Source organism: Vibrio sp. 1641 (genome assembly GCF_033339995.1).
Classification (GTDB): Bacteria; Pseudomonadota; Gammaproteobacteria; order Enterobacterales; family Vibrionaceae; genus Vibrio; species Vibrio alginolyticus.
Genome location: NZ_JAWOVP010000005.1, coordinates 114,004 through 128,021 on the forward strand (window position 1 = coordinate 114,004; position 14,018 = coordinate 128,021).

The window sequence follows — 14,018 nt, forward strand, 5'->3', positions numbered from 1 at the left end:
TTGCATTACGTAACTATACAAATAGAAACCGATGGCATAAATTTTTCAAAATGATATAAACCATTACAAAATATAACAAAACGTTAGAGCTAGGTTATATCATGAGTCTTGAGCAATCTTTGGAATATCTCACCAAAATAAATTTGCCGATCGAATCAAAGCAGCAGGCCCTGGTTGACTCAGTTATTCTTACCCTAACGAAACAAAAACGAGATGCTCTTTTTCAACAGGTTGCTCTGTATCGAATAAAACTGCTTAAATCTCTCTTTCCTAAACACGCATCAAAAAGTCTTTCTGCACTATTTGAGTTAATGGATTATCGAGATTTAGTGCAACAGTATCCGACAGGTTTCTCCAAAGAGATTCGTTTACTTGAACAACTTGCCGCAGATTGTTACCCGCATTGGATGGTTTTCTGGTGTCAATGCGAGATCGAAGCAATCAAGCAAAAATATCCTTCAAACGAAGCTGCGATTCCTACTCCGCTTCCGTTTGACGACCACAGCTATACTAGCGTGTTAATTGAAGATATCGCAGATTGCGATCTTGAGGTAATGCTGCCAAATCATGCAGCGTTAATGCCGATTTCCGAAGCGATCACACTGAGTAATCTTGAGCTTTTCGTCCAAACTGAACAATGGTTTGAAATCTTGCCTCTTTTATCACTCTCGCAAAAAGGGCAGCACTTTGCCCTCTTGCTCAAATCGTCATCTTCACCAATCATGGCCTCCTCCGCTTTAGTGCAAAGCTGGCATCAACGAAATAACTGGCTCAGTTACTCACCAAAGTTTAGTAACGAACAATGGCAGTTTTGCTTTCCTAATCATGGGTACAGTGTTCTCAATCAACTGGGTATTTTGGAGTGTCGTGCTCTAACTCATGAGCACACTCTTATTGAGTTTGATGCTCAGTTTCAATCTCGTGTAAAGAACAGTGAAGCGGTTTGCGAAGTACTGCGTCTTACGGTGGGAGGCAACATTCAACAAAAGCTGTATTTTTTGTATCTGGCGCAAAAAACTATGATGAGCGAGCTCTATAAAGCAGGCTATAAGCTCGGCTTTACCATTATTGAGCAAGTATTTATGTTAAATTTCTATCAATCTATTGATTTAAGTGCCTACTTTCACTCAGGATACCGCGACATTAACGGTGACGGTACCAAGACATACCGCGGTTTCTGGAATTTAGGTATGATGGTTGAAGCATTTCAAGACATACAATTTCGCGACTACAAACATTGCGTACGAACAAAAAGAATGGATAAAAAGGTGAATGAGCATGCTTGATGTTCATTTGCACGGTCTCTTTTACCCAAAAGCAATGGCATTGTACGCGACTGTACTAATAGTATTCGCTTGGCTACTGTATTACTGCTATCGCCTAAAACAGAAGAGTGAATCAATCTTAGGCTCGCATCACGCGCCTTACATCGCTTATTCCAGCTGTATCATTGTTTGGATAAGCAGCAACGCCTATTTCCATACCGATTTATTGCCAGAATTAGGCTCTGTTGGTGGTATTTTTATGGCTAAGTTAGCGAACTTAGCGTCTTTTTTCGCCTTTGCGTTTGCATTCTATTTTTCTTGCCAGTTAACCGCAGATGTTAAAAAAACAGCGGTCAAAGTCTGGCAAAAAGTCGTCTTTGTCGCACTAGCAACGTATTCACTGTACATCAACTTAGTGCCGAATCTTACTGTCGAAAATGTCACCATTAGTGGTCCAAGCCAGTTCGTCATTGAATTTGGCCCACATACCTCATATTTTTTCATTAGTTTGCTAGCTTTCGTGGTACTAACGCTGCTTAACTTGATTGCCATGCGCGCTAACAGCAGCAAGCTCACGCTAGCAAAAAGCAACTATATGATCGCTGGCATTTTGGTATTCATGTTATCTACGGCAGTGATACACCTTGGAATGACGTATTTCCTTGGCGACTTCTCCCTAACTTGGTTACCACCAGCACTTTCAATCAGCGAAATGTTGTTTGTGGGCTATGCCCTACTTACCTCTCGCTTCTACAGCGCTAAATATCTCACGTACTTAACGGTAAGCGCGCTCTTAGTCTGCGCCATTTTTGTTCTGCCGCTAGGGGCGATATTTATTCCTATCTCTGAAGATAACCAATGGCTTGTTGCGGTACCTTTATGCGCGCTTATCGGTATCACTTGGCACTTGCTTTTTAAGCGAGTCAGTCGTTTCGCTTCGTATTTTATTTATGGGAAACGACACACTCCCGTTCAGCAAATCCTTGGGTTAGAGGAAGAGTTTAAACGCTCAATAGATGATGCTATGCGTCAGTTGGCATCGTTACTTAACATACCAAACAACAAGCTACAGCTAGTCACTAGCAATTACACAGAAACGTTTTACGAAGAGTACCTGCCGTCAAGCAAGTCAGTTCTCGTGCTAGATGAGTTGTCTGAAGAAATTGATTATGCCTCCTCTTCTAAAGGGTCGATGAGAAAGCTCTACGAGCGCATGCGCTCAAGCAATACTGCGCTCGTTATGCCTCTCTTCGGTCGTGGAAAGTCTGTTACTCACTTACTAATTTCTTCACATAAAATAGATAATAAGCTGTTTTCTAATGAAGAAATCTCAGCTCTGCAAACGTTATTAGTTCGCATCCAGAGCACCATTGAAGCCGATAGAAAGGTACGCCAAAGCCGTGCGCTGGCTAACTCCATTGCACATGAAATGCGTAACCCTCTCGCTCAAGTACAATTACAATTTGAAGCTTTAAAACAGCATATAGAGTCAAACGCCTCACTGGATACGCTAAAAAGAGAAATTGATAAAGGTGAAGCCGCTATACAACGCGGTCGACAACTTATCGATATTATTTTACGAGAAGTTAGCGACAGTTCACCAGAGCATGAGCCTTTAGCTCTCACTTCCATACATAAAGCCATCGACCAAGCAGTAAGCCGTTATGGTTTTGAAAACGATCAAATAATAGAGAGAATTAACCTGCCACAGGCACACGATTTTGTCGCGAAGTTAAATGAGACCCTGTTTAACTTTGTCATTTTCAATTTGATTCGTAACGCTATTTACTATTTTGATTCTTATCCCGACAGTCAAATTGAGATTCGTACCCAGACGGGGGCTTACGAAAACATTCTGATCTTCCGAGATAGTGGGCCAGGTATAGATAGCAGTATCTTACACAAGATATTTGATGACTTTTTCTCGTATCAAAAAAGCGGAGGCAGTGGCTTAGGTTTGGGCTATTGCCAACGTGTTATGCGCTCCTTCGGAGGACGAATAGAGTGCCAGTCTGAATTGAACGAGTTCACAGAATTCTACTTGTATTTCCCAGTCGTACCAAACGCACCAAAACCAGAGACATTAAGAGCACCGGACTTTGATAGCTGGAAAGCAACTGCATCACATTCTGAAAATCATTCAGCTCAACACGTACAAGTATGTAAAGATGCACCAACAGTGCTCATTGTAGATGACAAAGAGGTGCAACGCACCTTGGTACAGATGTATTTAAAAAGATTGGGAGTCAACAGCTTACAAGCAAATAATGGAGCCTCTGCGGTAGAACTATTCCACTCTCACAAGATTGATCTCGTTCTTATGGATGTCCAAATGCCGGTAATGAATGGATTTGACGCCAGCCAGCGGATTAAGCAAATCACATCCTCCGTTCCAATCATTGCCTTATCTGGTGAGTCTGGAGCTAGAGAGTTGGAGCTAATTTCGAAACTCATGGATGACAGGCTCGAAAAGCCCACCACGTTAAATGCACTTCAAGTCGTCATCCAAAGATGGTTACAGAACGAGAATTTTGCACCTTCCAGCACTTTTTAATTTGCAAATATAGAATTGGCACTAGATGTGCATTATTGGAGTAAATCGAATTATCCAGAAGGTCAAGCAGGCTGCAAATGAGTAGCGTATGAGCTTGATAAGGAGATCGCCATGTTACTTCATCGACATACATACTACGGCTTGATTCATCATGGAATCAAAACACTGTTACTTGATCGCTTAGGCCACTATACAGAAGAAGAGTATCATCAATATCTGACCCTGATGACTGGTAAATCCACTTGCTTCACGATGTCTCTCGAAGAGCTAGAAGCAACGGTCGATAACTTACTGCGGGAAGGCTATTTAGAAGATGTAAAAACGCTTATTTCCCAATATCAACGTGTGGCTTAAGGTTTAAAACTCTCAACTCTATTGCCGCTTCACGCGGCAATTTTTATTCCTTCCATTTGCTGTTTCGACGTGGAAGAAGCTTGCGGGCTGTACGATATACTAAGCGTTACTATTCTTACCTTAACTTCCTCAGTATTCACATCTTGTCAGATTCCGTTAGACTGTCTTCAATTCAACAATTAGGTAGATTTTGCCATCATGAAGCAGATCCTAGACTTTATACCACTCATCGTTTTCTTCGCTTTATACAAGCTGTACGACATCTACGTGGCGACAGGTGCACTGATCGTAGCAACAGCCATTCAGCTTGTCGTCACCTATGCGCTGTATAAGAAAGTCGAAAAGATGCAGCTAATAACATTTGTTATCGTCACTATCTTCGGCGGCATGACCCTTTTCTTCCACGACGACAATTTTATAAAGTGGAAAGTCACCATCATTTACGCGATTCTGGCGATTGGCTTAGCAGTGAGCCACGCATTGGGAAAATCAGCCATCAAAGGTATGCTAGGCAAGGAAATTACGTTACCTGACGCTGTTTGGGCAAAGATTAACTGGGCTTGGGTTGGCTTCTTCTCATTCTTCGCTGGCCTAAACATTTATATTGCTTACGAATTGCCGTTGGATGTTTGGGTTAACTTCAAAGTATTTGGAATGTTGATCGCGACATTTGCTTACATGATTGCGACTGGCTTTTACATTTATAAACACATGCCAAAAGAACAAAAAAATAACTCATCCGATGTGTCCACTGATGATTAAAAACTCAGTTTTGCTATAATCCACGACTTCACAGCGACCTTAGGGTCGCTGTTTTGCTCCATGTATCAGTAAACCGCTCAAACAACGTACCGTTTTCAGACCATTCTTGCTGCTGTAAACCAACTTTCTCTGGTCCGGTATCTGCGGTTTTTTAAGGACCTTTGGTTCTAGGTATTTACTATGTTGGCGCTTAGTTTGAGCGCCTTTAAGATTTAGGATGTCACAATGAGTCAAGAAATTAGCTCTCCGAAAGGTCAAATGCTGCTTCGTACCCTTGCAATGCCTGCAGATACAAACGCCAATGGCGATATTTTTGGCGGTTGGATAATGTCTCAGCTCGACTTAGCAGGCGCGATTCTGGCAAAAGAGATCTCTTGTGGTCGCGTTGTCACCGTTTCGGTATCAAGCATTACGTTCAAAAAACCTGTTGGTGTGGGCGATGTCGTATGCTGCTACGGCGAATGCACTAAGATCGGCCGCACATCCATGAGTGTCGATTTGGAAGTATGGGTCAAACCCGTCAAAGCTCACGGTGTTGGCGAACGCTTCATGGTTTGTGATGCGACCTTCAACTACGTAGCCATTGACAGTGAAGGTAAACCACGTCCGGTTCAGAATTAGTCAACCTACAACGCTAACAGTTAGAAAGGACCTCACATTTTCTGTTGTTCACTTGTGAGAGACACAAAAAAGGCGTTAAATTAACACTTTACCCTACCAATTAAGGAACTATGCTATGTGGTATGTCATCTTTTCACAGGACGTTGAGAACTCGTTGGAAAAACGCATGAGCGTTCGCCCACAACACTTGGGTCGCTTACAAAAGCTACAAGACGAAGGTCGCCTTCTTACAGCTGGTCCGATGCCTGCGATAGATTCTGACAATCCTGGAGAAGCTGGATTTACGGGCTCAACTGTCATCGCTGAATTCGCCTCGCTAGAGGATGCTAAAGCGTGGGCAGAAGCCGATCCTTATGTAGCGGCTGGTGTTTACGATCATGTTATCGTGAAACCGTTCAAAAAAGTGTTTTAATTTATGAAAAAATTACTGTGTCTTTTCTTGGTATTTGGTGCTCTGGCTGGCTGTTCATCAACCGATGATAATCAGCGCCAACTTGAGCTTATGGCATCAAACCGAGCAGGAGTCTTGTCTGCGGGCCTCCCTTTAGAGTACGGTCCACTGCAAATAATGCGTGTCTCATCCAACAAAAATGTTGTAGAGATGATGATGATTTATAACGATGGCGCACTCGGTGCAAAGCCGTTAAATCAAGTACTGAATACCAGTATCTATACCTACTGCAGCAACCCAGAAGTTCGCAAGCAAATTGATATGGGCTTGATGTATCGTATTAAGGTACGTAATTCTCGCGGTCAGTTGATGGCAGATGAGTTGGTTTCCGCACAGACTTGTACTCAGGTGAAGTAGCTACAGTAATTTTTGTTGCTTTCGGCATGAGACGATGATTCGCTATTATTGGATAATCTGAAAACGAAAGTTAACAGTTAAGAATAGAAAAACGGAGACCACAGTCTCCGTTTTTATTTGCTGTAACGATGTGTTACGCCAGCTCAGCACGGAGCTTCTTCGCCGCTGAAACCAGATTCGCCAATGCCGCTTCTGTCTCCTTCCAGTTTCGTGTTTTCAGACCACAATCTGGGTTTACCCACAAACGTTGAGCCGGAATTTTTTCTGCCGCTTTCTTGATTAAACCTTCAATCCATTCTTCCGTAGGAATGTTTGGTGAGTGAATGTCATAAACACCAGGGCCAATTTCGTTCGGGTAATTGAACTCTTCAAATGCTTTCAGCAGCTCCATATTTGAGCGAGATGTTTCAATGGTAATGACGTCCGCATCGAGTGCCGCAACCGAATCAATGATTTCATTGAACTCGCTGTAACACATATGAGTGTGAATCTGAGTTTCTGGTTTTGCACTTGCCGCAGAGACCTTAAACGCATTTACGGCCCATTCTAAGTACGCTTTGTGATCACGTTTTTTGAGTGGTAAACCTTCTCGAATGGCTGGCTCGTCAATTTGAATGATATTTATGCCTGCATCTTGCAGGTCAGACACCTCATCACGTAGTGCCAAAGCAAGTTGCTGCGCAATTTCTTGACGTGTGATGTCTTCACGTGGGAACGTCCAACATAAAATCGTAACTGGTCCAGTCAACATGCCTTTCATCTGTTTGCTGGTTAGCGACTGGGCGTACGTCGACCATTCAACCGTGATCGGTTTTTCACGTTCAATGTCAGCAACTACAATGGCAGGTTTCACACAGCGAGAGCCATAACTCTGTACCCAACCAAATTTGGTCGTTTGAAAACCCGCTAAGTTCTCAGCGAAGTATTCCACCATGTCGTTACGCTCTGCTTCACCGTGAACTAGCACATCTAGGTCGAGCGCCTCTTGACGTTTCACTGCGTCAGCAATATGTCCTTTAAGTGCTTGGATATATTCAGACTCAGATAATTGACCTGTACGATAAGCGCTGCGCTGCACCCGGATTTCACCCGTTTGAGGAAAAGAGCCGATTGTCGTTGTTGGCAACAAAGGCAAGCCCAATACTTCAGCTTGATGCGCAGCACGCTCTGCATAAGGTGCGCTGCGCTCGGCAAGTGACGCGGTAATGTTGTTTAAACGCGCTTGTACTTGAGGTTTATTCACATGTGTTGCTGTCTTGCGCACTTTTATTGGCTGGCTGTAGGTATCACAAGCGAGAATCGCATCTTGATCACCATCGAGTGCGCGGCCAAGCAAGGCGACTTCTGTTACTTTTTGTTTTGCGAACGCAAACCAGCTTTTCACTTCCTCACTGAGTTCTGTTTCCTGTTCCAGATCAACCGGGCTATGTAGCAAAGAGCATGAGCTCGCAACCCAAAGGTTGTCGCCCAGTTTTTCTTTTACTGGCTGTAGACGTTCAAGTTGCGCACTCAAATCCGAGCGCCACACGTTACGACCGTTGACCACGCCAGCAGACAGCACCCACCCCTCCGGTAGTTTGGCAACCACGTCGTCAAGCTGCTGAGGCGCGGCAGATAAATCGATATGTAAACCATCTACCGGAAGCTCTACAATTTTGCCTAGCGTATCGCTTACGGAGTCAAAGTACGTCGTTAGCAGCACTTTTACATCGCTTCGAATCACTTGGTAGGCTAGCTTAAACGAATCAGCCCATTTGCTTTCTAGCTCCAGTGACAAAATTGGCTCATCAATCTGAACCCACTCAACACCTTGACTTGCGAGCTTTGCCAAAATAGCTTGGTAAGCCGTAAGCAATCGTGGCAGTAGCGTCAGGCGATCGAACCCTTCTTCTACCTCTTTACCTAAGTAAAGATAACTGACTGGGCCAAGCAAAACTGGCTTCACTTTATGCCCAGCTTGGGTTGCTTCGTTGACTTCTTCAAACAGTTGAGGCCAACTCACTTCAAATGTATCGTCCTTGCTAAATTCAGGTACGATGTAGTGGTAGTTTGTGTTGAACCATTTAGTCATATCCGATGCTGCAGCGCCCGCACAGCCGCAACCCGCTTGAGATTGACCGCGACCCACTTTGAATAGCGTATCCAAATCAGGGAAACCGTCTGCGTGACGTTTTGGCACGTGACCCAGTAACAACGTGGTCGTCAGTACATGATCGTACCAAGCAAAATCGCCAGCGGTGGTAAAACTCAAGCCAGCATCTGTTTGCGTTTGCCAGTTTTTAGCGCGCAGATCTGCTCCAACCTTTTTAAGCTCTGCTTGATCAATTTCTCCGCGCCAGTATTTTTCCTGAGCGAATTTTAATTCTCGTTTTTCACCGATGCGTGGATAACCTAGTACGTGCGTTGTTGTAGCCATGTCCCTATTCCTTTTTCAATCTTGTTTAATTTGTTTGGGTCAGAGTATCTTTCGTCATTAAAGATGTCTGGATGGCTAAACTATCGCTCTCATCTGCGGTTTGAACAACGTCCATTTATTCAACTTGTTTATTAAAAAAATTCATCATGAGGCGACATGATTCGCAAATAAACACAACAAATAGACGTCTAGACGTTTACATATCCATTTTTTGTCGTTAAGTTATTTACACGATTGCTATTCTGTTCATAGCAAGCAACAAAGGATGAAAGGAATTCATGATAGAGCTAAAACATTTGCGGACACTAACTTCGCTTCGAGACACTGGCTCTCTAACGGCAACAGCGACCGCTTTACATCTCACTCAGTCGGCACTGTCTCATCAGATCAAAGATTTGGAGGCGCGAATTGGAGGGCAACTGTTCCTGAGAAAGACTCGTCCGGTGAAGTTCACTTCAGAGGGAGAAATCCTATTGCGTCTTGCAGAAGATATCCTTCCGAAACTCGCAAGAGCAGAAAATGATTTAGCGAGCTTGAAAGAAGACGTCAATGGCCGATTACATATGGCCATTGAATGTCACTCTTGCTTCCAATGGCTAATGCCTGCACTTAGGGAGTACCAACTTGCTTGGCCTAGCGTAACATTGGACTTTTCCTCTGGTTTTGGCTTTGAACCACTCCCAGCTCTATTGGCAGGCGAACTCGATCTCGTTATTACTTCCGATATCCAACCTCGATCCGAAGTCCACTACGAGCCTCTATTCGACTTTGAAATGCGTTTAATTACCGCAACCAACCACCCATTGGCGGAAAAAGAAATTATTGAGCCGCAAGATCTCGCAGATCAAACCATGCTCTCTTATCCTGTTCAAAAACAAAGGCTAGACGTCGTAAAACACTTTCTTCAGCCAGCAGGAATAGAACCTGCGAAATGGAAGCAAGCCGACAACACTCTCATGTTAGTTCAGATGGTCTCTGCTGGATTAGGGGTGGCGGCACTACCCAATTGGGCGATTTCTGAATTTTCTCGCCAAGGTCTTATTACCAGTAAACCTTTCGGCCAAGGCTTATGGCGTCGCTTGTTTGCTGCAACGCGTCACTCAGAGAAAGAAAAGCGTTACTTACAAGCTTTTTTCGCAACCGCGAGGCTACAATGTAAAAGCCACCTTGACGGAATCAAGGTGGCTTAAAAGATTTGGGTTATGAAAGGCTTAGCGTTGATATGCTTTAAATTGGTTAGTCAATGGATCGTACTGATAACCGAGCATATCAAGCTTGCCGACTACAGACTCTACATCCATCTCATACACTGATACTAACTCGTCAAAACTGTCGCACTCTAAACGTAGCTTTTCGTTGACGATACCTAGCAAAATAGTGCTGTCCAGATTACCTACATTGCTTAAATCCATCGCGACTCTCCTCTTCGACAAGGTATATAAACAAGCGTAGTAGTAATCACGCGAATTTAAAGTGAGTGCGATCTAAAACGTGATCACCTTATACCCAAGCACCAAGAAAGCACTTGGATATAAGCTGTCTAGCTTTGTCTTTAGAATAGAGGTTAAGCCGCGAGAGAGAATAAACCTTGCAGGCTCGTCATCGACGCGAGTGCTAGCAACAAGGCAACGCTCAGTTGCACCTTTTCTGGTTTCTTATGCGTAAAAATATGCCAACACCACACAATAATTGAAGAAATTAGCATAGCTAAAGACAGCAAGATCGGCTGTGTCGCAGCGTTTAGTGTGGCTTCATTTAACTGATAAGAAGCAAACAACGTTGCGATGACTAATAGCATTCCAGACACAATGCCCGTAACTGGTAAAATACGGTGAAATGCCTGTAATCTGCTGCGAGCTATCGTAAGCAGCAATTGAGAAAATGACGCCCCAAGGAAAAATATCATTAGCGCCATCGCTATCGATGCTGGCCAGCTTGATTGCTCAAATACTTGAATACTCACATACGCAAAGGCCAAACCATTCGCTAAATGCATCGCCCATAGTGGCCCTTTTTCACGCGTTTTCTTGGTTTGAACCTGAGAATAGAAGTAGAAAATAGCAAACACGATCATAAATGCTTCAATGCGAAGTGACGCAACAGCGAGCCACAATACAGCTACTGCAGGCAACATTTTATGAAGACGTCCTCGCTGACCAGGACAAATATCGCCCTTGATTAGAAGCAAAGTCAGTAGCGCTTGTGCGCCAAATAGCATCGGAGGGAAAGTAACCAGCAATTGTTGAATCATGTTGAATGCACGCTCAAAAGTCATTTTGGGGGGGCGATAATATCAAATCAACTATCGCCAAACCACCGAAAGTCGGCCCCCAAATGAGCTAAAACGGTAAGACAATTTTATTCACAGAGAAGCAAGATACTTCAACGCGTCTTCCTGCGTTAAAACTCCACGGTACTCTTCTTTGGTATTACACAATACCCAAGGGAAACGAATGCCGGTTTTAACCAACTCTCGAATAACAGAGACAGGTAAATCCTCATCAACCAACACAAATTCGGTGCTCATTATCTGATTAACAGGACGTTTCCAAATTCTGCTTTCTCGTTCAGTTTCTCGCTCTGTGCCCATCGAGGGCGTTAGGTGTAAATTCACCGTCTCTTTCGTAATTAACCCAACACAACGATTTTCATTGAGAACAACTAAAGGCAAGCTTGGATTCAAATTCATGTACTCCACTGCCAAGGAGAGCGGTTCTCCAGGGTCCATAGACCTGACTTGTTCATGGCTCAAAGATTGCAACACATCACTTTGCTTAGACTCAATCGCGATGTCAGAGAACAGATGCTCATAACTGTCCGCTTTATCCATCAAATCGACAGGCACGGCAGCAGAGAATAGAAAGCCCTGCATGTAATCGACACCGATTTCTGCCAATACTTGAAGTTCTTGCTTAGATTCCACGCCTTCAGCAACCACTTTTACATTCATTTGCTGTGCAAGCTCGGTGACCATTTTCACAATGTTATAGCTGGTGCTCCCTTTATGAATGTTCTTGATGAATTTTCGGTCTATTTTCAGTAAATCAAACTGCCCTTTTTCTAGATAAGAAAAAGAAGAATACCCAGTACCGAAGTCATCAATCGCGATCTCAATGCCCTCTTTCCGCACTTCCTCTAGAGCTCGAGTATGCTCCTCATCTTGTTCAAAATACGCGGTTTCTGTTAGCTCGATAGTTACTCGCTTAGGGTCTACACCACTGGCTTTAATCAAATCATGCGACCGCTGAAGGATCTGAAGAGAATCCAATTTCGTATTGAGGGAGCGATTGATGGTCACGCCCACTTCCTCGCCATAAATTTCTTGTAAGCGCGGAAAGTGCTTCAACGCAGCTTGGCAGACCACATCATCAAGTGCCGCTATGAGTTCTAGATCTTCAATAATAGCGATCATCTTCTGCGTACAATACGCATCATTTTCATCATAGAAGCGTGCGAGGGCCTCGAACTTAACCACTCTTCCGGTTTGAACGTCGATGATCGGTTGAAAGTAAACGTCCACTAGTCCACTCTCTATTTGCGCCTCCAAAAACGCCTCGAGATGTTGGCGCTTCACTAATTCAGAGTGAAGTTCACTGTCGTAAAAGTTGAAATAGCTGCCTTCACCGGAAATAGAGGACAACATCGCTTGCGCTGCATGTGCTAGCGCTTGTCTTGGTCGGTTCGTATCATAGCCAAGGATTGACACACCAGTTTGGCCTTTAACGATAGTGGCATGCATTTTTGTGCCCATTTCATTTCTAAGCTCATTAAAGAATCCTTTCATGGCAATTTGGATCAAACGAACCGGGCTCAACCATTGACAATGAGGGGTCTGCAAGCATACGACAAACACGTCCCGAGATAACTGCCCCGCAATACTGGTGTAGCGACTTCGCATAATAAAATCTGCAAAACCTAATTGCTGTTCAAGCAAGTATCTCTCCGAAAACTTGGGTCTGAGTGTCATAACAATGTTGAGTTCTTTATTTCTGCTTTCATTCGCTAAGGTAGCTAATTGGAGTTCAAATTCTTTCCTCGTCGGTAAAAAGGCAGCCCAATCATGCTGTTGTTCACAACGATTTTTCATCCACAACAACGAAGCAGAAATATCCGTAGAAAATCCGAGATAAAGAATTCGTCCAGAGTGAAACGTAAGTCGGTAAATACAAAGATGATGAGCTTGGTTGCTACCGTTTGCTGTTTTGCTCAGCAAGTTACCACACCAACATCCTTCATCATTAATTTGCTGCCACAGCTGATCATAAAACGCTTGGCTATGGTGAGAGGTACTGAATATATGAGTTTTAAGCCCAACCAGATCTCGGTTTTGATAGCCCATTTGTAACTCAAAGGCACGGTTACAACCTAAGATGCGCGTATCTTCATCGGCAACTAAAACGCCTACATTTGGCAAATCAAAAATCGTTTCGAGAATTTTCGCTAACTCCTCGCAACCAGTGATTGTTAATTGCGGAATGATAGTGCCTTGGATAATGCGCTTATTGAGCCTTTCAAAACTAATAGTAACGTGCACTAAGTTAACGTTTTTTAGCATCATGCAACAAGAAAACCGCCCCCGTCCGCCAAAGAGTTCCACTTCTAGAATTCGTTGTTTTAGCGTTTCTTGTTGCCCCATCAGCATATGATCAAACAAGTTATTTAGGCTAGTTACTGGCGTACTTATCCCAAATGCCTTTGCCATTCCTTGCTGATCACATTCGAACTCGCGAGTATCAATATCGTAAGACCACTCTATAACAGGAGTTAGACTGGAAGTCGTTTGCATTTTTGGATGCACTGTTGTCGTAGATTCACTCATACCCTAGCCCCTTTTTTTGTAATTAGCCCAAGGCTCAAAATTCACAGTCAATTCGCGACATTCCAGTTGGGACCTGCCGATCCTCTTTATAGATGGATTGTGTCAACGATAAGCCTATCGACTTAGAACTATTTCCAGAGCAGCTCAGCCTTTTGCATTTAATATGCACTAATTTGATTATAGGCTTTACCCCACATAAGCACACCATTGCTTATGCTTTGTATTAAGATTGCGACATTTTTCATGAACCGATCTATAACCATGAGGCTTTCAAGGTGAAATTAGACAGAAAATCGCCGATAGAGCATTGATATTTTTACAAACCAAATAAAACTCGATGAACTAAGCTTGAATAGATGAGTTTGTTATAGATACCTGATAATCAAATCGCTATAATTCGCGCTCCCTGGAACAGAGAG

The 14,018-nt window shown here is 43.5% G+C and carries 12 protein-coding genes; 8 read left to right on the forward strand and 4 right to left on the reverse strand.

Annotated features, from left to right (window positions below):
* The first annotated feature begins 101 nt into the window (after positions 1-101).
* The 7 genes from R7Z47_RS12875 to R7Z47_RS12905 all read left to right on the forward strand — a co-directional run bounded on the left by R7Z47_RS12875 (position 102) and on the right by R7Z47_RS12905 (position 6,364).
* Complete coding sequence (locus R7Z47_RS12875) at positions 102-1,286, forward strand: acyl-homoserine-lactone synthase (RefSeq protein ID WP_256902919.1); 1,185 nt, start codon at positions 102-104, stop codon at positions 1,284-1,286.
* Positions 1,279-3,819, forward strand: coding sequence for a hybrid sensor histidine kinase/response regulator (locus tag R7Z47_RS12880; RefSeq protein ID WP_167415321.1), 2,541 nt, complete (start codon positions 1,279-1,281; stop codon positions 3,817-3,819). Before R7Z47_RS12875 ends, R7Z47_RS12880 begins: the two co-directional genes overlap by 8 nt.
* A gap of 111 nt (positions 3,820-3,930) precedes the next feature.
* The gene (locus tag R7Z47_RS12885; RefSeq protein ID WP_017634694.1) at positions 3,931-4,173 is read left to right on the forward strand and encodes a hypothetical protein; all 243 of its coding nucleotides are present in this window, start codon (positions 3,931-3,933) and stop codon (positions 4,171-4,173) included.
* A 198-nt stretch (positions 4,174-4,371) separates the two neighbouring features.
* Positions 4,372-4,935, forward strand: a complete 564-nt coding sequence (locus R7Z47_RS12890) for a septation protein A (protein WP_005376769.1) — start codon at positions 4,372-4,374, stop codon at positions 4,933-4,935.
* Between the two features lie 225 nt (positions 4,936-5,160).
* A complete protein-coding gene (yciA, locus tag R7Z47_RS12895) occupies positions 5,161-5,556 on the forward strand; it encodes an acyl-CoA thioester hydrolase YciA (RefSeq protein WP_005376768.1) in 396 nt (131 codons plus the stop codon).
* 115 nt (positions 5,557-5,671) lie between these two features.
* Positions 5,672-5,968, forward strand: coding sequence for a YciI family protein (locus tag R7Z47_RS12900; protein ID WP_017634695.1), 297 nt, complete (start codon positions 5,672-5,674; stop codon positions 5,966-5,968).
* 3 nt (positions 5,969-5,971) lie between these two features.
* The gene (locus R7Z47_RS12905; protein ID WP_005386726.1) at positions 5,972-6,364 is read left to right on the forward strand and encodes a GspS/AspS pilotin family protein; all 393 of its coding nucleotides are present in this window, start codon (positions 5,972-5,974) and stop codon (positions 6,362-6,364) included.
* 133 nt (positions 6,365-6,497) lie between these two features.
* Here the strand turns inward: R7Z47_RS12905 and metE are convergent, their stop codons facing one another.
* Positions 6,498-8,780, reverse strand: coding sequence for a 5-methyltetrahydropteroyltriglutamate--homocysteine S-methyltransferase (gene metE, locus R7Z47_RS12910; protein ID WP_256902921.1), 2,283 nt, complete (start codon positions 8,778-8,780; stop codon positions 6,498-6,500).
* Between the two features lie 278 nt (positions 8,781-9,058).
* Between metE and metR the strand changes: the two genes are divergently transcribed.
* On the forward strand, positions 9,059-9,970 hold the full coding sequence (metR, locus tag R7Z47_RS12915; RefSeq protein ID WP_005386724.1) for an HTH-type transcriptional regulator MetR: 912 nt from the start codon (positions 9,059-9,061) through the stop codon (positions 9,968-9,970).
* A gap of 21 nt (positions 9,971-9,991) precedes the next feature.
* Here the strand turns inward: metR and R7Z47_RS12920 are convergent, their stop codons facing one another.
* The 3 genes from R7Z47_RS12920 to R7Z47_RS12930 all read right to left on the reverse strand — a co-directional run bounded on the left by R7Z47_RS12920 (position 9,992) and on the right by R7Z47_RS12930 (position 13,599).
* Positions 9,992-10,192 (reverse strand): DUF4250 domain-containing protein, encoded by a 201-nt coding sequence (locus R7Z47_RS12920; protein ID WP_005376762.1) that lies wholly within the window; start codon positions 10,190-10,192, stop codon positions 9,992-9,994.
* A 152-nt stretch (positions 10,193-10,344) separates the two neighbouring features.
* On the reverse strand, positions 10,345-11,055 hold the full coding sequence (locus R7Z47_RS12925) for a hypothetical protein (RefSeq protein WP_005389354.1): 711 nt from the start codon (positions 11,053-11,055) through the stop codon (positions 10,345-10,347).
* 87 nt (positions 11,056-11,142) lie between these two features.
* Complete coding sequence (locus R7Z47_RS12930) at positions 11,143-13,599, reverse strand: EAL domain-containing protein (RefSeq protein ID WP_042522833.1); 2,457 nt, start codon at positions 13,597-13,599, stop codon at positions 11,143-11,145.
* Between the last annotated feature and the right edge of the window lie 419 nt (positions 13,600-14,018).

What these genes read in the sequence shown, in the direction of transcription:
- R7Z47_RS12875 (WP_256902919.1), top strand. Translation starts at nt 102, where the DNA reads ATGAGTCTTGAGCAATCTTTGGAATATCTCACCAAAATAAATTTGCCG.
- R7Z47_RS12925 (WP_005389354.1), bottom strand. Translation starts at nt 11,055, where the DNA reads ATGACTTTTGAGCGTGCATTCAACATGATTCAACAATTGCTGGTTACT.
- R7Z47_RS12930 (WP_042522833.1), bottom strand. Translation starts at nt 13,599, where the DNA reads ATGAGTGAATCTACGACAACAGTGCATCCAAAAATGCAAACGACTTCC.
- R7Z47_RS12880 (WP_167415321.1), top strand. Translation starts at nt 1,279, where the DNA reads ATGCTTGATGTTCATTTGCACGGTCTCTTTTACCCAAAAGCAATGGCA.
- metE (WP_256902921.1), bottom strand. Translation starts at nt 8,780, where the DNA reads ATGGCTACAACAACGCACGTACTAGGTTATCCACGCATCGGTGAAAAA.
- R7Z47_RS12900 (WP_017634695.1), top strand. Translation starts at nt 5,672, where the DNA reads ATGTGGTATGTCATCTTTTCACAGGACGTTGAGAACTCGTTGGAAAAA.
- R7Z47_RS12885 (WP_017634694.1), top strand. Translation starts at nt 3,931, where the DNA reads ATGTTACTTCATCGACATACATACTACGGCTTGATTCATCATGGAATC.
- metR (WP_005386724.1), top strand. Translation starts at nt 9,059, where the DNA reads ATGATAGAGCTAAAACATTTGCGGACACTAACTTCGCTTCGAGACACT.
- yciA (WP_005376768.1), top strand. Translation starts at nt 5,161, where the DNA reads ATGAGTCAAGAAATTAGCTCTCCGAAAGGTCAAATGCTGCTTCGTACC.
- R7Z47_RS12905 (WP_005386726.1), top strand. Translation starts at nt 5,972, where the DNA reads ATGAAAAAATTACTGTGTCTTTTCTTGGTATTTGGTGCTCTGGCTGGC.
- R7Z47_RS12920 (WP_005376762.1), bottom strand. Translation starts at nt 10,192, where the DNA reads ATGGATTTAAGCAATGTAGGTAATCTGGACAGCACTATTTTGCTAGGT.
- R7Z47_RS12890 (WP_005376769.1), top strand. Translation starts at nt 4,372, where the DNA reads ATGAAGCAGATCCTAGACTTTATACCACTCATCGTTTTCTTCGCTTTA.